General features: G+C 67.8%; 21 protein-coding genes, 1 pseudogene and 1 other annotated feature. Of the genes and pseudogenes, 16 read left to right on the plus strand and 6 right to left on the minus strand.

The annotated features are described in order from the left end of the window. Positions 1-139: 139 nt before the first annotated feature. Genes A7U43_RS00505 through A7U43_RS00545 form a run of 9 tightly spaced genes read left to right on the plus strand, consistent with a single transcriptional unit; the run spans position 140 to position 8,446 of the window. Positions 140-661, plus strand: a complete 522-nt coding sequence (locus tag A7U43_RS00505; protein ID WP_067989839.1) for an MSMEG_0572/Sll0783 family nitrogen starvation response protein — start codon at positions 140-142, stop codon at positions 659-661. Positions 662-672: 11 nt separating this feature from the next. Continuing rightward, a complete protein-coding gene (locus A7U43_RS00510) occupies positions 673-1,566 on the plus strand; it encodes a carbon-nitrogen hydrolase family protein (RefSeq protein WP_067989841.1) in 894 nt (297 codons plus the stop codon). Then, complete coding sequence (locus A7U43_RS00515) at positions 1,559-1,855, plus strand: MSMEG_0570 family nitrogen starvation response protein (protein ID WP_067989843.1); 297 nt, start codon at positions 1,559-1,561, stop codon at positions 1,853-1,855. The genes A7U43_RS00510 and A7U43_RS00515 overlap by 8 nt, the downstream gene beginning before the upstream one ends. Continuing rightward, positions 1,852-3,126, plus strand: coding sequence for an MSMEG_0569 family flavin-dependent oxidoreductase (locus tag A7U43_RS00520; RefSeq protein WP_067989845.1), 1,275 nt, complete (start codon positions 1,852-1,854; stop codon positions 3,124-3,126). The genes A7U43_RS00515 and A7U43_RS00520 overlap by 4 nt, the downstream gene beginning before the upstream one ends. Before the next feature lie 57 nt (positions 3,127-3,183). Beyond that, complete coding sequence (locus tag A7U43_RS00525; protein WP_067989847.1) at positions 3,184-4,239, plus strand: MSMEG_0568 family radical SAM protein; 1,056 nt, start codon at positions 3,184-3,186, stop codon at positions 4,237-4,239. Further along, positions 4,239-5,660 (plus strand): MSMEG_0567/sll0787 family protein, encoded by a 1,422-nt coding sequence (locus A7U43_RS00530; protein WP_067989849.1) that lies wholly within the window; start codon positions 4,239-4,241, stop codon positions 5,658-5,660. Before A7U43_RS00525 ends, A7U43_RS00530 begins: the two co-directional genes overlap by 1 nt. A gap of 9 nt (positions 5,661-5,669) precedes the next feature. Further along, entirely contained in the window at positions 5,670-6,512 is an 843-nt protein-coding gene (locus A7U43_RS00535) for a carbon-nitrogen hydrolase family protein (protein WP_067989850.1), read from the plus strand. A 1-nt stretch (position 6,513) separates the two neighbouring features. Then, on the plus strand, positions 6,514-7,602 hold the full coding sequence (locus A7U43_RS00540) for an MSMEG_0565 family glycosyltransferase (RefSeq protein ID WP_067989852.1): 1,089 nt from the start codon (positions 6,514-6,516) through the stop codon (positions 7,600-7,602). A 22-nt stretch (positions 7,603-7,624) separates the two neighbouring features. Further along, positions 7,625-8,446, plus strand: coding sequence for a thioesterase family protein (locus A7U43_RS00545; protein WP_067989855.1), 822 nt, complete (start codon positions 7,625-7,627; stop codon positions 8,444-8,446). On the opposite strand, the gene A7U43_RS00550 is transcribed toward A7U43_RS00545, so the two are convergent. Beyond that, on the minus strand, positions 8,443-8,901 hold the full coding sequence (locus A7U43_RS00550; protein WP_067989858.1) for a PPOX class F420-dependent oxidoreductase: 459 nt from the start codon (positions 8,899-8,901) through the stop codon (positions 8,443-8,445). The genes A7U43_RS00545 and A7U43_RS00550 overlap by 4 nt on opposite strands. A gap of 89 nt (positions 8,902-8,990) precedes the next feature. On the opposite strand from A7U43_RS00550, the gene A7U43_RS00555 reads away from it, so the two are divergent. The 3 genes from A7U43_RS00555 to A7U43_RS00565 are packed head-to-tail and all read left to right on the plus strand — an operon-like array spanning position 8,991 to position 11,196. Continuing rightward, positions 8,991-9,767 carry a thioesterase family protein gene (locus A7U43_RS00555; RefSeq protein WP_067989859.1) on the plus strand — a complete coding sequence of 259 codons (777 nt, stop codon included), beginning with the start codon at positions 8,991-8,993 and terminating at the stop codon, positions 9,765-9,767. Between the two features lie 2 nt (positions 9,768-9,769). Further along, a complete protein-coding gene (locus tag A7U43_RS00560) occupies positions 9,770-10,681 on the plus strand; it encodes an alpha/beta hydrolase fold domain-containing protein (protein ID WP_067989861.1) in 912 nt (303 codons plus the stop codon). After that, on the plus strand, positions 10,678-11,196 hold the full coding sequence (locus A7U43_RS00565; RefSeq protein ID WP_067989864.1) for a hypothetical protein: 519 nt from the start codon (positions 10,678-10,680) through the stop codon (positions 11,194-11,196). Before A7U43_RS00560 ends, A7U43_RS00565 begins: the two co-directional genes overlap by 4 nt. Here A7U43_RS00565 and A7U43_RS00570 read toward each other — a convergent pair. Continuing rightward, the gene (locus A7U43_RS00570; protein ID WP_067989866.1) at positions 11,190-12,023 is read right to left on the minus strand and encodes a sulfurtransferase; all 834 of its coding nucleotides are present in this window, start codon (positions 12,021-12,023) and stop codon (positions 11,190-11,192) included. The two genes, A7U43_RS00565 and A7U43_RS00570, sit on opposite strands and share 7 nt — an antisense overlap. Positions 12,024-12,098: 75 nt before the next feature. Here A7U43_RS00570 and A7U43_RS00575 point away from each other — a divergent pair, with 75 nt between their 5' ends. Next, positions 12,099-12,521, plus strand: coding sequence for a nitroreductase family deazaflavin-dependent oxidoreductase (locus A7U43_RS00575; RefSeq protein WP_068001644.1), 423 nt, complete (start codon positions 12,099-12,101; stop codon positions 12,519-12,521). Positions 12,522-12,570: 49 nt separating this feature from the next. On the opposite strand, the gene A7U43_RS00580 is transcribed toward A7U43_RS00575, so the two are convergent. From A7U43_RS00580 to A7U43_RS00595, 4 genes and pseudogenes are all read right to left on the minus strand, one after another. Continuing rightward, a complete protein-coding gene (locus A7U43_RS00580; protein ID WP_067989868.1) occupies positions 12,571-13,677 on the minus strand; it encodes an HNH endonuclease signature motif containing protein in 1,107 nt (368 codons plus the stop codon). A gap of 31 nt (positions 13,678-13,708) precedes the next feature. Then, a protein-coding gene (locus A7U43_RS00585) for an IS3 family transposase (protein ID WP_156525800.1) occupies positions 13,709-14,964 on the minus strand; the annotation gives its coding sequence in 2 pieces (ribosomal slippage) (positions 13,709-14,667 and positions 14,667-14,964; 1,257 coding nt in all). Beyond that, positions 14,549-14,680 (minus strand) — a sequence feature (AL1L pseudoknot). It overlaps the preceding gene by 132 nt. 53 nt (positions 14,965-15,017) lie before the next feature. Continuing rightward, positions 15,018-15,269 (minus strand): annotated as a pseudogene (locus A7U43_RS28925) (hypothetical protein); the annotation flags it as partial. Between the two features lie 59 nt (positions 15,270-15,328). Next, a complete protein-coding gene (locus tag A7U43_RS00595; protein WP_418287666.1) occupies positions 15,329-16,507 on the minus strand; it encodes an aromatic ring-hydroxylating oxygenase subunit alpha in 1,179 nt (392 codons plus the stop codon). A gap of 54 nt (positions 16,508-16,561) precedes the next feature. Here A7U43_RS00595 and A7U43_RS00600 point away from each other — a divergent pair, with 54 nt between their 5' ends. The 3 genes from A7U43_RS00600 (at position 16,562) to A7U43_RS00610 (ending at position 18,599) form a co-directional block, all read left to right on the plus strand. Next, complete coding sequence (locus tag A7U43_RS00600) at positions 16,562-17,173, plus strand: TetR/AcrR family transcriptional regulator (protein WP_067989873.1); 612 nt, start codon at positions 16,562-16,564, stop codon at positions 17,171-17,173. Next, positions 17,167-18,168: a LacI family DNA-binding transcriptional regulator gene (locus tag A7U43_RS00605; protein WP_067989875.1), complete on the plus strand. Its 1,002-nt coding sequence runs from the start codon at positions 17,167-17,169 to the stop codon at positions 18,166-18,168. The genes A7U43_RS00600 and A7U43_RS00605 overlap by 7 nt, the downstream gene beginning before the upstream one ends. Positions 18,169-18,272: 104 nt before the next feature. Further along, positions 18,273-18,599: an L-rhamnose mutarotase gene (locus A7U43_RS00610; RefSeq protein WP_067989879.1), complete on the plus strand. Its 327-nt coding sequence runs from the start codon at positions 18,273-18,275 to the stop codon at positions 18,597-18,599. Positions 18,600-18,624: the final 25 nt, after the last annotated feature.

Genomic DNA, 18,624 nt, shown 5'->3' on the forward strand with positions numbered 1-18,624 from the left:
GTCGGTGAGGCGCCGGCAACATAGACGTATTCCATCCCTAACCAGTCGGCAATGGTGACCGCCTGTAATGGAATCAGCCGAACTCACCGGCATCCGGCATCGTCGCCGATCCACAGACACGTGAAACACGGAGACCCCCATGTCTTTTGATTCGTCCATCGCCGAGAACATCGCCACCTCACTGGCCGAGATCCCGCATCCGTCGCTACCGAAGGGATCCAATATCTACGGCGGCACCAAGATCTTCCCGGACTATCAGGCCGACGAGGGCGAGAGTTACTTCACCCTGGTGCACGGTATCGCCCACGAATCCTCGGTGTCGTTCGTCGCGGTGCTGCAGGCCACCCGGGCGTTGCGCAAGGGCTTCGAATCGGCGCTGTACTTCTACGGCCCCGGTGCCATCAACTGCCTGGCCACCCGCGGATTCCCGAAGACGGGTGACTCCGGATTCCCCGGAGAACAGAACATCAACGACGCCCTGGGCACCTTCATCAAGGAGGGTGGCACCGTGTTCTGCTGCCGGTTCGGCCTGGGACTGCACGGTGGACGGGAAGAGGATCTCATCGAAGGCGTCATCCCGGCGCATCCCCTCGATGTGCAGGACGCGTTGATCTACTACGCCCGCAAGGGCGCGATCATCAACTCCACCTACATGGTCTAGGGACATCCACCATGACCACGCTGGCCGCCGTCTCGGCGAATTTCACCCGGGACCTGGAACAGAACTACGCGCTCATCGCCGCCCTGACCGCACAGGCCCGCGAGCAGGGTGTCGACTTCATGGTGCTGCCGGAGGCCGCCGTGGGCGGCTACCTGTCCTCGCTCGGCAATCACGGTGACACCGTGAAGACCACCCGACGCTCGTTGCCCCCGGCGATCAGGCTGGACGGTCCCGAGATCGCCCGGATCCAGCGGATCATCGGGGACCTGGTGATCGCGATCGGATTCTGCGAACTCGCCGAGGACGGCGAAACCCGTTACAACACCGCGGCCGTACTGGACGGCAACAGGATCTACGGCACCTACCGCAAGGTGCACCAACCCCTCGGGGAGGGGATGTCCTACTCGGCGGGGTCGGGCTACGGCGTCTTCGACACCCCGGTCGGCCGGGTCGGGCTGCAGATCTGCTACGACAAGGCCTTCCCCGAGGCGGCACGCATGATGGCACTCGACGGCGCCCAGATCATCGCCAGCCTGTCGGCATGGCCGGCGGCGCGCACGGCCACCGCGGAAAATCTGCAGGACGATCGCTGGACCTACCGATTCAACCTGTTCGACATGGCCCGGGCACTGGACAACCAGGTCTTCTGGATCGCTTCCAACCAGAGTGGGACCTTCGGTTCGCTGCGCTACGTGGGCAATGCCAAGGTGGTCGATCCCGGCGGGAACATCTTGGCGACAACACTTCTGGATAGCGGGATGGCGGTGGCCGAGGTCGACCTCGACACCACGTTCCGCACGATGCGGGCCGGCATGTTCCACCTGCGTGACCGCAGGCCCGATGTCTACGGCCCACTGACCGCCGACACGGACACCGCGAAATGGCAGGAACTCGCGCATGCCTGAAATGACCTTCGACGTCCGCTGGCCGGACGGCAGCATCCAGCGCTGCTACTCGCCCAGCCTCGTCATTCATGACTACTTGCGCACCGGCGGGTGCTACACGGTCGGCGAGTTCGTCGACAGGTCCGGACGGGCCCTGGCCGAGGCCAGCGACCGAGTCCGGGCAAAGTTCGGCTTCGCGTGCACGTCGGCGGCCGAGACGGGTCACCGCATCGTCAGCGCCGCTTCGGATTTCCCCGACGATGCCGTCATCGAGATCACGGCCATGCACCCACCGATGGAGCCCAGATGACCGTCACTCACGTCCCCGTCGCCGTCATCGGGGCGGGACAGGCCGGACTCTCGGTCAGCTGGTATCTGGGCCGCGCCGGAATCGAACACCTCGTGCTGGAAGCCGGCACCCCGGTACACGCGTGGGCGGACACCCGGTGGGACAACTTCACCCTGGTCACCCCCAACTGGCACTGCCGGCTGCCCGGATATCGCTACGACGGTCCCGACCCGGACGGCTTCATGACCCGGGACGAGGTCATCACGTGGCTGGCCGGCTGGCTGGACACCTTCGACCCGCCGGTCCGCGCGCACACCCGGGTCACCCGGCTGTCCAACGGGCCCACCGGCGGATTCGAGCTGACGCTTGGATCCGCGACCGGCGAGGACACCATCACCTGCGAGCACGCCGTCATCGCCACCGGCGGGTATCCGCTCCCGGTGATCCCGCCCTACGCGGATTCGCTGCACGAGTCCGTCCTGCAGATCCACTCGGAGCAGTACCGCAACGCCGAACAGCTACCCGAGGGTGCGGTTCTGGTGGTCGGCACCGGGCAATCCGGCGCACAGATCGCCGAGGATCTGCATCTGGCCGGACGCCAGGTCCACCTCGCGGTCGGCAGCGCACCGCGAGTGGCCCGTGCATACCGCGGGCGTGACTGCATGACCTGGCTGTCCGATATGGGCCTCTACGACCGACCGGCCGCCCAGTACCCGGGCGGCAAGGCGGCCATCGAGAAGACCAACCACTACGTCACCGGGCGTGACGGGGGTCGCGATGTGGACCTCCGCCAGTTCGCCACCGAAGGTATGCGACTCTACGGCGCACTGGCCGACGGAGCCGGCACACTGTTGCGGTTCGATCCGACCCTCACCGCGGCCCTCGACAACGCCGATTCGGTGTACAACTCGATCTGCGCCGATATCGACCGCCACATCGACCAACAGGGAATCGACGCACCTCCGGCCAGCCGCTACGAACCGGTCTGGATTCCCGAATCCGAGCCCACCACGATGGATCTCGTCACCCAGAACGTCACGTCGATCATCTGGGCGATCGGGTACCGGCCCGACTACCGGTGGATCGAGGCCAGCGCCTTCGACGGCGGAGGACGCCCCATGCAGACCCGCGGTGTCACCAACGTGCCGGGGCTGAGTTTCATCGGGCTGCCCTGGATGCACACCTGGGGATCGGGCCGGTTCCTCGGCATCGACCGCGACGCCCAGCACATCGCCGCCACCATCATCAGCAACTACCACGAGTCCGTGCTGCGGCTCGCGGTCGGTCACTAGGCCGGCCAGACGCAGCGTCTGTCATCGACCGCAAGACCCGTCACCTAGGAGCTCCTCATGTCGGTTTCCACCCGAGTCGATCTGGCCCTGCTCGGTTTCCGCGGCCGGCCACCGGTCAGCCGGTCCGCCGGCGCCGGCCCGAGCGCCGACGGGCATCTCGTCATCGACGGCATCAACGCCGCGATACCCCGCAACGACGACAGTCCGTTCGTCTTCGACGGCACCCGGGTGCTGTTGGACGGCCAGGACACCGGGCTGGACGTCGAGGTCATCGAACGGCCCGCGTTCTATGATCTGCGCACCGCCGACGGTGTGCCGTACGAAAAGCTGGCTCGGCTGCACGGCCGAAATGTGCTTGCCACCACGGTGGTTCAGACCTGCATTCGCTATGCACCGGATCAGCGCTGCCGGTTCTGCACCATCGAGGAATCACTGCGCTCGGGTGCGACCACAGCCGTCAAGCGGCCCACCGATCTGGCCGAGGTCGCCGAGGCGGCGGTCCGGTTGGACGGGGTCACGCAGATGATCATGACCACCGGGACGTCGGCCGGAACCGACCGCGGCGCGCGTCATCTGGCGCGTTGTGTGCGGGCCGTCAAGGCCACCGTCCCCACCCTGCCCGTCCAAGTGCAATGCGAACCGCCGGCCGATCTCGCCGTCATCACCGAGTTGCGCGAGGCCGGTGCCGATGCCATCGGCATCCACATCGAGTCCCTCGATGACGAGGTCCGCCGACGCTGGATGCCCGGGAAGGCGACGGTGCCCATCCACCGGTACCACGAGGCCTGGCGGGAGGCGGTGCGGGTGTTCGGACGCAACCAGGTCTCGACCTACCTGCTAGTCGGTCTCGGTGAAGACGCCGACGCGCTCATCGCGGGCGCAGCCGAACTCATCGAGATGGGGGTCTACCCCTTCGTGGTCCCGTTCCGCCCGCAACCCGGTTCGCTGGCCGTCGACGTCGACAGGGCCACCGCCCCGGACGCCGCCGTCGTCGAGAAGGTATCCCGCGAGGTCGCTGCGCTGCTCTCGCTGGCCGGGATGACCGGAGCCGACCAGCGGGCCGGCTGTGCCGCCTGCGGGGCGTGCTCGGTGCTGCAGGGACTGGGTGCCTGATGATCCACTTCGACCGCAGCACCCAGACATTCCCCGCCGACCTGTCGATACTGGCCGGATCCCGTCCTAGCGCACCGTTTCTCATCCGGCGCGCCGAAGACGAAGACCAACTGAGCGGGTACCACCGGTTGCGCAGGGAGGCATTCGTCGACGAGCAGGGATTGTTCATCGGCAGTGACCACGACGACACCGACGACGACCCACGCACCGTGGTGCTGGTGGCCACCGATCCCGCGGGCACTGTGGTGGGCGGCGTACGGCTGGCCCCCGTGGGTTCGGTAGATCTGGGTTGGTGGACCGGCAGCCGGCTGGTCACCTCCGCCGACGCGCGAACGGCCGGAATCGGGCCGGCGCTCATCCGGGCCGCCTGCGCGTACGTCGAGTCCGCCGGGGTGCTGCGGTTCGAGGCCACCGTGCAGCGGCGGTACCGGGCCCGGTTCAGCGCGCTGGGTTGGGACAGCCTGGGCGAGACGGTCGTCGCCGGAGCGCCGCATGACTGGATGCGCTGGCCGCTCAACCCATTCGACCGGCTGGCGCGCGCCACGAAGTCCTTCCTCGGCGCCACCTTGGCACCGCTGCGGGCCGTTCGCGGCGGACTCGGCCCGGCCGGTTTCGCCGGTGACGACGGTGCACCGGTACCGGGCACCGATATGGTCGTCGCCTGCGATGCCATCATCGCCTCGATGGTGGAACGCGATCCGGAGTGGGCCGGATGGTGCTCGGTCCTGGTGAATATCAACGATCTGTCCGCGATGGGCGCCACCCCGACCGGCCTGCTGGACGCGGTCGGCGCGCCCACGCGCAGCATGCTGGACCGGGTGATTCGCGGTATCACCGCGGCATCGGTGGCCTGGCAGGTGCCCGTGCTCGGCGGGCACACCCAGCTCGGCGTGCCCGCCGCCTTGGCGGTGACGGCCCTGGGACGCACGACCGACCCCATCCCGGCCGGCGGAGCCACCACCGGCGACCGGATCCGGCTGACCGCCGATCTGAGCGGGGGGTGGCGGCCGGGTTACACCGGCAAACAATGGGATTCGACCAGCGCCCGCAGCTCCGCCGACCTGGCGGCGATGGCCGGGTGGGTGGCGGCCACCCGACCCCGCGCCGCCAAGGACGTGAGCATGGCCGGGGTGGTCGGCACGCTGGGCATGCTGGCCGAGGCCGCCGGCACCGGCGCCGAGCTGGAGGTGGCCGCGGTGCCCCGGCCCACCGCCGCCGACAGCGGCTCCTGGCTGACCTGCTTTCCGGGTTTCGCCATGCTCACCGCCGGTGAACACCGCACCCCGGTCGCGCTGCCCGACGGGGTGGTGGGCGCGGACTGCGGGTCGTTGACCGCCGCACCCGGAGTGCGCCTACGCTGGCCGGACGGGGTGACGACGACCGCCCTGACATCGCCGGTCACCGGCATCGGCCCGGCCTGAGGGGAGCGCATGGCATCGGTCACCCTGGGCGCGGTCGCGGCACATTTCGGCCGCGACGTCGACCGCGGTGTGTCCAAGGTCGTCGGGATCGTGGAATCCGCGGCCCGCGAGGGGGTCGACTTCCTGGTCCTTCCCGACGCCAGTCTGGGCGGATACATCGGCGACTTCCACGCACCGGACCCCAATGATCCGCCACCCGCCCTCGACCCCGACGGCCCGGAGATCGGTGCGGTGATCGCCGCGGCGGGCCCGATGACGGTGTGCGTCGGCTATGCCGAGGCCGCGGCGGGCGGCAGCCGGTACAACGCGGCGATCTGCGTGTCCGGCGACGGCGTCCTGGGCAGCTACCGCAAGGTCCACCAGCCGGCCGGCGAGGCGCTGACCTATCTGGCCGGCGACCGGTTCAGCACGTTCGACACCCCGGTCGGCCCGGTCGGCATGCTGATCGACTACGACAAGACCTTTCCCGAGTCGGCCCGTGCGTTGGCTCTGGACGGGGCGCACATCATCGCGGCGCTGTCGGCGTGGCCGGCCAGCATCACCGATCGCGCGTCCCGGCTGCCTGCAGACCGGCAGTCACGGCTGTTCGACCTCTATGACTGCGCGCGGGCCGCGGAGAACCAGGTGGTGCTGGTGTCTTCGAACCAGACCGGCGTGATGGGGAATCTGCGCTTCCTCGGCCAGGCGAAGATCGTCGGGCCGGGCGGCGACATCCTGGCCAACACCCGTTCCAAGGGTGGGCTCGCCAAGGTGGAGATCGATGTCGAGGCCGAGATCAGCCGGGCACGAAAGGTGTTGAACCACTTGGTCGAACTCCGCCCGGACAGCTATCGCACCGCAACGAAGAGCTGAGATGCGGATCGCGCTGTTGACCTACTCGACCAAGCCCCGCGGCGGCGTCGTCCACACCCTCAACCTGGCCGAGGCACTGGCCCGCCGCGGGGCGGATGTCACCGTGTGGTCGCTGGCCAGGGCCGGGGATCGGGGTTTCTTCCGGCCCGTGGACCCCGCGGTGCGGATTCGCCTGGTCGAGTTCTCCGATCTGCCCGGTGACACCGTGACCGACCGCATCGTGCGGTCCATCGAATTGTTGGGCCGGTCCTTCACCCCGACCGACTACGACATCGTGCACGCGCAGGACTGCATCAGCGCCAATGCGGTCGGCGAGTGCATCCGCACCATCCACCACCTCGACGAGTTCACCACACCGATCCTGGCCGAGTGCCACGAGAAGGCGATCGTGGCGCCGTGTGCCCGCATCTGCGTATCGGCCGCGGTGGCCGCCCAGGTGCGGTCGGGATGGGGCTTCGATCCGACGGTCATTCCCAACGGTGTTGATGCGCAACGGTTCAGCGACGCCGCCGAAGACATCTCGGGCGTCGCGCGTTGGCGCCGACAACTGGGCCGTTACGTGCTGACCGTGGGCGGTATCGAACCCCGCAAGGGCACCCTCGATCTCGTCGAGGCATTTCACCTGCTCCGGCGCGACCGTCCGGATCTGCAGCTGGTCATCGGGGGTGGCGAGACCCTCTTCGATTACCGCGACTACCGCAGTGAGTTCGAGTCACGTTGTCAGGCATTGGATATCGCTCCGGTGATCCTCGGTGCCATCGCCGACGACGACCTGCCGAGCCTGGTCGCGGGGTGCGAGGTGTTCGCGTTTCCCTCCACGAAGGAGGGATTCGGACTGGCCGCGCTGGAGGCGTTGGCGGCGGGCCGGCCGGTGGTCACCCGGAATCTGCCGGTGCTGCGCGAGGTGTTCGGCGACACCGTGCGCTACGCCGATGCTCCCGCGGGGTTCGCCTCCGCGATGGCAGAACTGCTCACCGCGCCGGGCGATCCCGGACCGGGCCGAGCCCTGGCCCGGTCGTTGACGTGGGACGACGCGGCCCACGCCCACCTCGATTTCTATCGCGCACAGCTATCGTTGTTACAACGGTAACTGTGTTTGTAATATCGCCGGTATGACGAGCACGACGGCGACGCCGTTTCTCACCCAGCGCGGCGACGAGTTGGTGCCCAACCCCATCGCCCACGGCGGATGGGGACCCACCCTGGGCGGCCAGGTGGTGGGCGGGTTGCTCGCCCGCGCCATCGAGGCCCAGGTCGACGATGTCGATCTGCACCCCGCCCGGTTGACGGTCGAGATCCTGCGCCGGGTGGCCACCGAGCCGGTCCGGGTCAGCGCCACCGTCGTGCGCGCCGGCGGCCGGATGCGATCCGTGGACGCCGCGATGATCCAGGACGGTCACCTCGTGGCCCGCGCCTCGGCGCTCTATCTGCGCCGCGGCACCCAACCCGACGGCGAGTTCTGGAGCACGGCACTCACCCTTCCGCCGATACCCGCCGAACCCGACGAGATCGGGGACACCGTGCCGATGTTCATCCGGGCCTACGGAGCCACCGCCGACTCGGACAGCCTGGAATTCCCGTGGCAGCACAAGGGGCCGCGGTACGCCTGGGTTCGTGAATTCCGTGACCTGGTGGCGGGCGAGACCCCGACCCCGTTCATCCGGGCGGCGATGGCCGTCGATGTGACCAGCTCGATGACCAACTTCAGCACCGCGGGCCTGGCGTTCATCAACGCCGACTACACGTTGGCGCTCAGCCGGTTACCGGACGGCCCGTACATCGGTCTGGCCGCTCTGAGTCACACCAGCGCCGACGGGATCGCCACCGGGTCGACCGGGCTGTTCGACCGTCTGGGGCCGATCGGTACCGGATTGTCCACCGCGATAAGCAATTCCGGATTCGATCCGTCGGGTAAGTACCGGCGTCCGAGCTAGCGTGGTGGTGGGAAGCCACCGGTGGCCACCGGACCCCACCGGCGAGGTGTGATGCGCAGCAGGCACTTTCCCTGATCGACCATGGCCTGCCGGTACTCGTCCCAATCCGAATGCTCCCCGGCCACCGACCGGAAGTAGTCGACCAGCGGCTCGACCGCATCGGGCAGGTCGATGCGTTCGGCGTCGCCGTCGACCTGGACGTACGGGCCGTAAAACTCCTCGGACAGCACGGTCACGCTGGCCCGCGGGGTGCGCCCGATGTTCACAGATTTGGCACGCTGCGGATAACTCGCGATGACGATGCGCCCCTGCTCGTCCACCCCGCCGGTGACCGGAGAGCTCTGCAGCGATCCGTCGGCGCGGAAGGTGGTCAGCACCATCGCGTGCCGCGGCCGCACGAATTCCAGGAGTTCCTCGAGGGAGACCGCGTCGGCGGTCGCATAGTTCCGGGCCATGACCTCGATCCTAGGCACGCACGCAACGGCAACCTCACGCGACGAACGGTGATTTGGTCCCCGCCCCAGCACCGGACCATCATCGTCGGGTGCATTATTTCGAGCGTGCCGGCGAATCGCGTTTCCGGGCTTCCCGGCACACCCAGGGCGCGTGGAGTCCGGACGAGCAGCACATCGCACCGTCCCTCGGGCTGCTCGCGCACATCGTCGAGCAGGACCGTGACCGCCGGCGCGATGACCGGCTACCGCTGACCCGCTTGTCCTACGACATCCTCGGTACGGTTCCCGTCACCGAGGTCGACGTCTCCGTTCGGGTGCTGCGTCCCGGGCGCAGCATCGAACTGGTCGAAGCGACCATGACCCACGGCGGCCGCCCGGTACTGGTGCTGCGGGCCTGGCTGATGCAGCGCTTCCCGACCGCCCACCTGGCCGGGTCGGCGCTGTCCCCGATACCCGGTGTCGACGAGATGCCGACGTGGGACATGTCCGCCGCCTGGCCGGGTGGATTCATCGCGTCGGCCGAGGTGCGGCGACTCGCGCCGGCTCCGGGGCGCAGCACCGCATGGGTGCGCACCGGCGTCGGGCTGGTCGCGGGGGAAGCAGCGAGTCCCGCCGCCCGTGCGATCGGGCTGCTCGATATCGCCAACGGCCTGGCCGTTCGTGCCGAGCCCAGCGCGGTCGCCTTCCCCAATATCGACCTGACCGCGCATCTGTTCGCCGAGCCGCGCGGCGAGTGGCTGGGCTTCGACACCAGCGTGTCCTTCGGCCCGGACGGACTCGGGTTGACCCACAGCATCATTCACGACGAAACCGGACCGATCGGTTCGTCAGCCCAGATGCTGACGGTGCGGCCCACTACCGTGTGAGGATGGGGAACCCGCGGATCGCGCCGCTGGAGTACGCGCTGGCCTACCTGGCGCAGCAGACCGCGCCGCTGTTGTTCCGGCCGCCCGCCGTCCCGGAACCGACGCACCGTCTCGACGCGCCCGCGGTGGTGCGGGTGCCGACCCGGCACGGCCCGGTCCGGTGTTTCGTCTACCGGCCGCATCCGGCGTCTCCGCTGGGCGGCACGGCCACCCGCCGTCCGCCGCTGCACATCGACATCCACGGCGGCGGCTTCGTGCTGCGCAACACCCACGAGGATGCGCACATCTGCCGGTATCTGGCCTCCGATGTCGGCTGCGTCGTCCTGGCGATCGACTATCACGCCGCCCCTCAGGTGACTTTCCCTGTCGCAGAGGAAGAATGCATCGACGTGCTGCAATGGGCGCTCGATCATGGCGACCAACAGGGCTGGGATGCCGAACGGGTCAGTGTCGGCGGCGCCAGCGCCGGGGCAAAGCTCAGCATGAACCTCGCGCAATACGCCCATGACTCCGCGTTCGCGCTACGGGCCGCGGTGCTGTCCTATGCGGTGGCCGACTGCACCCGCACCGACCGCACGTCACCCAAGGCCAATGCCGCCATTTCGCCGACACTGCAGAAACTGTCGGCCAGACTCTATTTCGTGGACCCCGCCAGCCACACCAGCCCGATGGCCTCGCCCTACCTCGACACCGAGCTGGCCCAGAAGATGCCGCCCACCCTGATTCAGACGGGTGACCTCGACACACTGGGACCGGAGATGGTCGAGATCGCCGCCCGGCTGCGCGACGGTGGTGTCGAGGTCAGGCACACCGCCTACCCCGTCGATCACGCCTTCAACACCCAGGGGAACCGGGAGATCATGGACACCTCGATCCGCGAGATCGGCACGTTTCTGACCGAGCGGCTGGCATGACGCCGTCCCCCGCGACGGACGGTGTCCAGGTCGAGCATGTGGTCGCCGCACTGCGCGAGCGGATGTACGGTGCCATCTCCTGCCTGGCAACGCTGGCCGCCCTCGCCCGTTACACAGATGTCGACACCAACGCCTGGTACCGGGTGATCGACGTGGCGGTGGCCGCGGGCGGCTTGTGGGCGGCGGCGTTGCTGGCCGAGTTCATCGCCCGGCTCAGCGTGGAGGGCAAGGCCCCGCGCGGGCACTCGGCCTGGGCGATGCTGGCCTCCTCCGGTCAGATCCTGCAGGCGGCGGCCGCGCCGGCGGTGATCTTGGCACTGGCCGGTTTCGGCGTGCTCGACACTCCGGACGCGGTGTGGATCGCCATGTGGTTCCTGGTCGCGGAGATGGCACTCATCGCCTTCGCCGCGGTGCACCGCGCCGGGCTGGTGTGGTGGCAGCAGATCGTGGCCGTGTTACTCCTGGCCGGTGCCGGTGCGGCCGTGGTGGCGGTCAAGATGATTGCCCATCACTGATCGCCGGTCTGCACCGGACGACCTTCCGCACTCCACTGCGACCACGATCCGGGAAACAGTGCCGCATCCACGCCGGCCGCGGCCAGGGCCGCCACCAGCACCGATGCCGTCACCCCCGAGCCGCAATACACCCCGACCTGGTCCGAGCCACCGAATGACCAGCCCAGCGCCGCTATCTCGGCATCGGGCAGCAGCGTTCCGGCCGCCGTCAGGACCGCGGTACTGGGCAGGTTCCGAGCTCCCGGGATGTGCCCGGCCAGCGGGTCCATGGGTTCGACATCACCGCGGAATCGTTCCGGTGCGCGGGCGTCGAGCAGGTTCGGGTGCCCGGCGGCCTCGTCCGCGGTCAGCGTCGGCATCGCCCCCGCATACAGGTCCTCGTGCAGCACCACCGCATCGCCGGGTGACGCTACGACCGGACCGGCCTCCAGTGCATGGCCCGCGGCGATCCAGGCGCGCAGGCCGCCGTCGAGGATCCGCACATCCCCGATCCCCGCGGCCCGCAGCACCCACCACGCCCGCGCTGAACCGGCCAGGTTCCAATCGTCGTAGATCACCACGGGTACACCCCGGCGCACGCCCCAGCGGCGCGCCGCCTCCTGCAGGGCCGATCCGGAGGGCAGCGGATGCCTGCCCCGGCCGTCGACCCGGTGATCGGTGAGCTCGTCATCGAGGGAGACGTAGACGGCGCCGGGCAGGTGTCCGCGCTCATGGTCGGCACGGCCGTCCGGCTGGGATAGCTGCCAGCGCACATCGAGCAAGGTCACGGGCTGTTCCGCAGTCAGCAGGTTCGCGAGTTCGGCGGTCGTGATGAAGACATCGGCCATGCTTGCAGCGTCCCAGATCGCGGCGGTTTGGTCGAAGACGGAAACAATCCGCCGGTCCGTGGTGTTCTAGTGCCCATGTCCAACACCCCCGAACTGAGCCCGACCGACTGGGTCCGCGACCAGACCGAACGCATCCTCGCGCAGGGCACCACCGATGGAGTTGAGATCCTCGACCGCCCCGTGGTGCTGTTCACCACCACCGGCGCCAAATCCGGCAAGAAGCGCTACGTGCCGTTGATGCGCGTGGAGGAGAACGGCAAGTACGCGATGGTCGCGTCCAAGGGCGGCGATCCGCAGCACCCGGCGTGGTATCACAACGTCAAGACACACCCACAGGTCACCGCGCAGGACGGCGACAAGGTCATCGAACTGACCGCCCGCGAGGTCGAGGGCGAGGAGCGCGCGCACTGGTGGGAGCTGGCCGTGGCTGCGTACCCGCCCTACGCCGAGTACCAGACCAAGACCGACCGGCTGATCCCGGTGTTCGTGCTGGAGTAGGACCGGTCGGCTGCCTGCTCGGCACTCGGTTTCATCGACGCCCACCGCATCACCGAGGCACTCGCCGACGCACAGGTCCGGATGAGCTGACCTCGTTGGTCGTCGGTGGTGGCGGTTCGAATGGTGTGTACCACCACCATTGGGCGCGTTCACCCTTCGGGCCGGGGCACGGTGGCACCTCGGGTGCCGCCGTGCTGGGTGGGCGGGCCAACGCGGCATTGGTCAGTTCGTCGCCATGCTGGTCGGTGACGTTCAGGGTGTCGGCGGGCCCGGTGAGGGTGATGCCACCCTGGTGATGCAGGCGGTGATGAAACGGGCACTGCAACACCAGATTCCACAGTTCGGTGGGCCCGCCGTCCTCCCAGTGCACCAGATGATGGGCATGCAACCCGCGGGTCGCTCCACACCCGGGCACCACACACGTGCGGTCACGGTGCTCCAACGCCCGGCGCAGCCGCCGCCCCACCGTCCGGGTCGCCCGCCCCGCCCCGAGGGGCCGACCGTGGCGTTCGAACCACACCTCGCAGGTGGTATCACAGAGCAGGTACTGGCGATCGGCCTCCGAGAGCGCCGGACCCAGGTGCAACGCCGCGACCGGGGTGTCCACATCGGCGTGAATCACCACGGTGGTGTGCTGACCGTGCGGGCGCACCGCCACATCGGCATCCCAGCCGGCCTCGATCAGACTCATGAACGCGTCCACGAGGTTCGGCAACGGCGGCGCCTGCACCGAAATCGTGTCGGATCTGTCGACGTCGTACTGATCCCCCTCGCGCGGATCAATCGAGTCTTTGGGGTCGTGGTCGCGTTTCCACTGCGCGATCAGCTTGTCGCGGTGCGACTGCAGGCCGGCCTCGAACGTCGCGGCCTCCACCGTGGGCAGCCGGAGGCGGTAGCTGGTGTAGCCCTCGCCCTCGACCTGCGAAAAGGACCGCTGCGGCTCCACCGCCGGGTCGGGCTCGGGGCGCGGCTCTTGTTCGACCGCGGTACGCAACTGGCTCACCGTGGCGACCGCCACCAACTCCGCGTAATGCTCATCGCAGCCCGGCCCGCCACGCTCGGCGATCACCCCGATCTGATCCAACGACACCCGGCCCTCCCGCAGGCCCGCCGCGCAGCGTCCAAGCTCCGACAACCGGTGCGCCACCGCGACCATGAACCGTCCTGGTCTGGGTGGAGACCTTCGGTTATGCCACCTCTGCTGTGGAGGCGACGGTGTGACGGTACCGGTCCTCGTGCTGGCAGGGCGAGAGATAGTCCAGAGCCGAGTGCAGGCGGGTGGTGTTGTACCAATGCACCCAGGCGGCGGTTTCTCGTTCCACCTCGGCCCGCCCTGTCCAGGACTGGGTGCGATTGATCAGCTCGGTCTTGTAGAGACCGATCGCGGATTCCATCAATGCGTTGTCCAAGGCGTCACCGACCGAACCAATCGATCCCGCGATACCGGAGTCGTGCAATGCATCGGTGAAGGCCAGCGATGTGTACTGACTTCCGGCATCGGAATGGTGCACCAAACCTGTTGTCGTGAAATGGAAATCAGTTCTGCGCCGAGTGAACACAGCCTGCTCGAGGACACTGTGCACCAGCGGTGTCGCCTTGGTCGACATCACCCGCCAGCCCAGTATCCGCCGTGAATACACATCGACGCAGAACGCCGTGTAGACAAACCCTGCCAGCGTCCAGGTGTAGGTGAAATCAGCGACCCACCACTGATCGGGACGCGTGGGCGCACCCCATTGCCGGGCGATCAGATCGGGATGGCGCGCCGCCCCCGGATCAGCGGTAGTGGTGACCGTGGTGCGTCGTCTGCCACGCACCGCACCGCTGATCCCGCAGATGCTCATCAGCCGGCCCACCTGATCACGCCCGATGTCGTGGCCTGCATGTTTCATGGCGTGCCACATCTTGCGGACCCCGTAGAGCCGCCGGTTGTCGACGAACAGCTGGTGCACGGTGTTGGCGGCGTGCGCTTGGTTCCAGGCAGTGTCGCTGACTGGGCCGCGGGCTTTGGCCGCGTAGTAGGTGGACGGGGCGATCTTGACGCCGTAGCTCGAAAGCACGGTGCAGATCGGGTCGACCCCGAACCGGTGACGATGAGCGTCGATGTACTCGACGATCACCGAAGTCGGCGGTCGACCTCCGCCGCCGCGAAAAACGCTGTCGCTGTCTTGAGAATCTCATTAGCCCTGCGCAACTCGGCATTCTCCCGACGCAACGCCGTCAACTCCGCAACCGGGTCACCAGACCCCTGCCCAGCCCCGGGGTCAGTCGAGCCGTAACGGCCCTCCACCCAGTTGCGCAACGTGGCCTCATTGATCCCAAGGATCTCGCCGACATAGCGACGAGCCCCTCGCTTGGAATCCCCGGCCTGACTAATCCGGTCCTGATACATCCGTACCGCCCGCTCACGGGTCTCCGGGTCGAACTTCCTCGGCGCAGCCACAACAACATCCTCCTGGTGCGATCACGATCTCCACCAGACCCAGGACGGTTCACCATGGTCTCGGCCCGGCGCGGGCTCACCCCGGTCTTCCACGCCACCAACCCCGGCAGCGACCGACACCCGGTGGCACCCCACAACGCGTTCCCGTCCTCGCTGCCCGCGCCGCCGATCTCGGCGATGATCTCCACCAACCGGCCATCGATGGCATTGCGCTGCCCGGTCAACTCCGCCATCTCGTCGAACAGCACCTCGATACGCTTGGGCGCGAACCGATCCCGATCCAAAGGCGCTGTCGGAGGCGGCATACCACGATTCTCGCACCCGGGTCCGACAAGCAAACGGGTGGCGACGACCGCCGCCGCGGCTACCCCAGCGCCACCCCGAGTTCCTGGGCGAACACCTTGATCATGTGTTGCACCGCAATTTCGTTGCGTCCGATGATCATATGATCGTGCTGCCCGTGCCTTACGCCCTGCCCGCATTGCGGCAGCATCGCGAAATCCTCATCGCGGACCGCGGCGTGAACCCCTTCGTAGACGGTGTCGTAGAGCGCGCGCATATCGTCATCGGTCGCCGGGATGCGTCCCATCCAGCTGTGCCGGACGGTGCAGCGCGTCGGATCCCCGTCAGGCAGCATGTCGATGATCTCGACCCCGACGGGGCTGTTGGCCAAGATCAGATTGGGGTAGACCCAGTAGATGACGCCCATGTTGGCGCCGGGATCGCGCGTGGCCGACGGGTCGGAGTCGAGATTTTTGATCCAGGTAAACGGAAAACCGATGCGATGGTGCTTGCCGAACTCGTCATAGACGGCTGTGTTGGGCAGCGTGTTCTGCCCGATCAGGCTCTCGCCGTGCACGAAGGGGAAGTGATAGCCCTCCGCGAACGCCTCCAGCGCGCCCTTCCAGGACACCTCGGATGAGAACTCCCGGTCGGTGTGATAGCCGTAGGAGGGGTAGTCCCACAGTGCCAGTTCGTCTTTCAATGGACCCAGATGTGCGTCCAGATCGATGGTGGCGTCTGCGGTGAGCACCGCCCAGATGAATCCGTAGCGTTCCACCGACGGCAGTTCGACCAGTCCGTAGTCCTTGACGTCCATCGAGTCGAAGCCCGCCTTACCGGGCACCATGAACAGCTCGCCGGTGTTCTTGTATGTCCACGCGTGGTACGGGCAGACGAATCTCGCGGAGTTCCCCGAGCCGCAGGCCGGCATGGCACCGCGATGCCGGCAGTAGTTGAGCAGGACGTGGCTCGTGCCGGTCCGGTCGCGGGTGATCAGCAGCGAATCGCCGAGGACCGAGCGCACGACGTAATCGTTGCGTTCCGGGATCTGCGCGGACGGCACGATGGCCAGCGGCACCCGGCGCAGGATCTGTGATTCCTCGATCTCGGTGATCTTCGGGTCACGGTAATAGTGCAGTGGCACTTTGAGTTCACGGTCGGCCATATCCGTGGTGCCGTCGAGGGCATGGCGCAGCGCGCGGCGGGTCAACTCTTCATCGGTGCTGTTCGGCGGGCGGGAGATCATCATCAGACCATACATTCATCGTCGATTGTATTGTCAAGGGTCGAGAGCGGATCGTGCGACGATCGAGGCATGCGCAGGCACGGCTGGTCGGGCAACATCCCGGTCGACGACGAGGAAGCGGTCAACCGCATCCTCGCCACCACCCGTGCGGCGATCGACACGCACGGCACGGTCAGCGTGTCGGAGGTCGCGCAAACCCTCGGTGTCACCCGGCAGACCATCTACCGGTACTTCCCCACCCAGGAAACCCTGCTCTCCGCCACCGCCGTGTCCTCGGTGGCATCCTTCTTGGACCGGCTGGCCGACCGGCTGGGCTCCATCACCGACCCGACCGAGGCAGTTGTCGAGGGGCTGGCGTACACCCTCGAACAACTGCCCCACGACAGATATCTCAGCCTCGTCCTGCAGCCGGGCAAGGCCAGCGCCTTCACCGCGGGAGTCACCTCGGACCTGGCCATCGGATTCGGCCGGTCGATCCTGGAGCGCTTCGATGTCGACTGGGCCGCAGCGGGTTTCGCCGAAGAAGCACTCAACGAGTTGGTCGAGTTCATGCTCCGGACCCTGCAGTCGTTCATCCTCGACCCGGGCAGACCCGCCCGCACCGGCCGCGACCTGCGGGCCTTCCTGAATTCCTGGATCGCCCCCGCGGTCCGGGCCCACGCGAGCGAGCGCACATGGTGAGCATTCGCGAGGTAGCCGCGGCGGCGGCAGTGTCGGTCGGCACGGTGTCCAACGTGCTCAATTCGCCCGACAAGGTGTCCCCGGCCACCGTCGCGCGGGTGCAGGCCGCCATCGACGAACTCGGCTTCGTCCGCAACGACGCAGCCCGCCAGCTCAAGGCCGGCCGGTCCCGCAGCGTCGGCCTGGTCGTCCTCGATGTCGGCAACCCGTTCTTCACCGATATCGCCCGCGGCGCCGGCGCCCGCGCCGCCGAACACAACCTCACCCTGCTGCTGGGCACCTCCGATGACGACCCGCAGCGGGAACGCTCCTACATCGATGCGTTCGACGAACAGCGAGTGTTCGGCCTGCTCGTGTCGCCGGTCGGCGACGACTTCGACCGGCTGACGGCGCTACGCCAGCGCGGCACTCCCGTCGTCCTGGTGGACCGCGACGGATCGGGAACCGATTTCGACTCGGTCGCCGTCGACGACATCGCCGGAGGCACCCTCGCGGTTGAACACCTGGCAGCCATCGGCCGCCGCCGGATCGCCTTCGTCGGCGGGCCACCCGAGCTGCGCCAGGTGCGTGACCGCCTGCAGGGCGCCCGCAACGCACTGGCAGCGGTACCGGATGCGAAGCTGGAGGTCATCTCCACGCCGACGCTGACCGTGCTGGCGGGCCGCGCGGTCGGTGAGCAGATCCGTGACCGACCGGCATCGCGCCGACCCGACGGGATCTTCTGCGCCAACGACCTGGTCGCCATCGGGGTGCTCCAGGCGCTCGCCCTGATGGGCGATGTGATGGTGCCCGGCCATATCGCACTGGTGGGCTATGACGATATCGAGTTCGCCCGCTCCGCCGTGGTCCCGCTGACGTCGATACGCCAGCCCAGTTTCGAGATCGGCAGCACCGCAATCGATTTACTGCTCAGAGCGACCGAGAACGCGGGCCGACATCCTCGCCACGTGTTGTTCCAGCCCGAGCTGGTGACCCGACTGTCCACGCAGGCCTGAACCCGCCCGGCTGCCCGCGGCCAGCGGGCGCTTGACGCACCGGCCGCCGCATGCCTATTGTTGCCCCCATCACAAATTGAAACGTTTCAATAAGGGAGTGGCGAATGGACGACATCCAACGCGTGTGCTTTGTGATGCACCTGAAGCCCGACCGCGTCGACGACTACCTGCAAGCACACACCGAGGTCTGGCCCGAGATGCTCGACGCCCTGCGGACCGCCGGCTGGCACAACTACTCGTTGTTCCTGCGCCCCGACGAGGGCATGGTGGTGGGTTACCTGGAAACCGATGATTTCGCCCGTGCCACCGCCGAGATGAGCCGGACCGCGGTCAACGAGAAGTGGCAGGAACAGATGGCGCAGTACTTCCGCACCGAGGCCCGCCCCGACAGCAGCCTGGAGCTGCTCACCGAGTACTTCCACCTGGCTTGATCACCCCCACCTCTGCACACACCTA

The organism is Mycobacterium adipatum (assembly GCF_001644575.1).
In the GTDB taxonomy this organism is placed as follows: domain Bacteria; phylum Actinomycetota; class Actinomycetes; order Mycobacteriales; family Mycobacteriaceae; genus Mycobacterium; species Mycobacterium adipatum.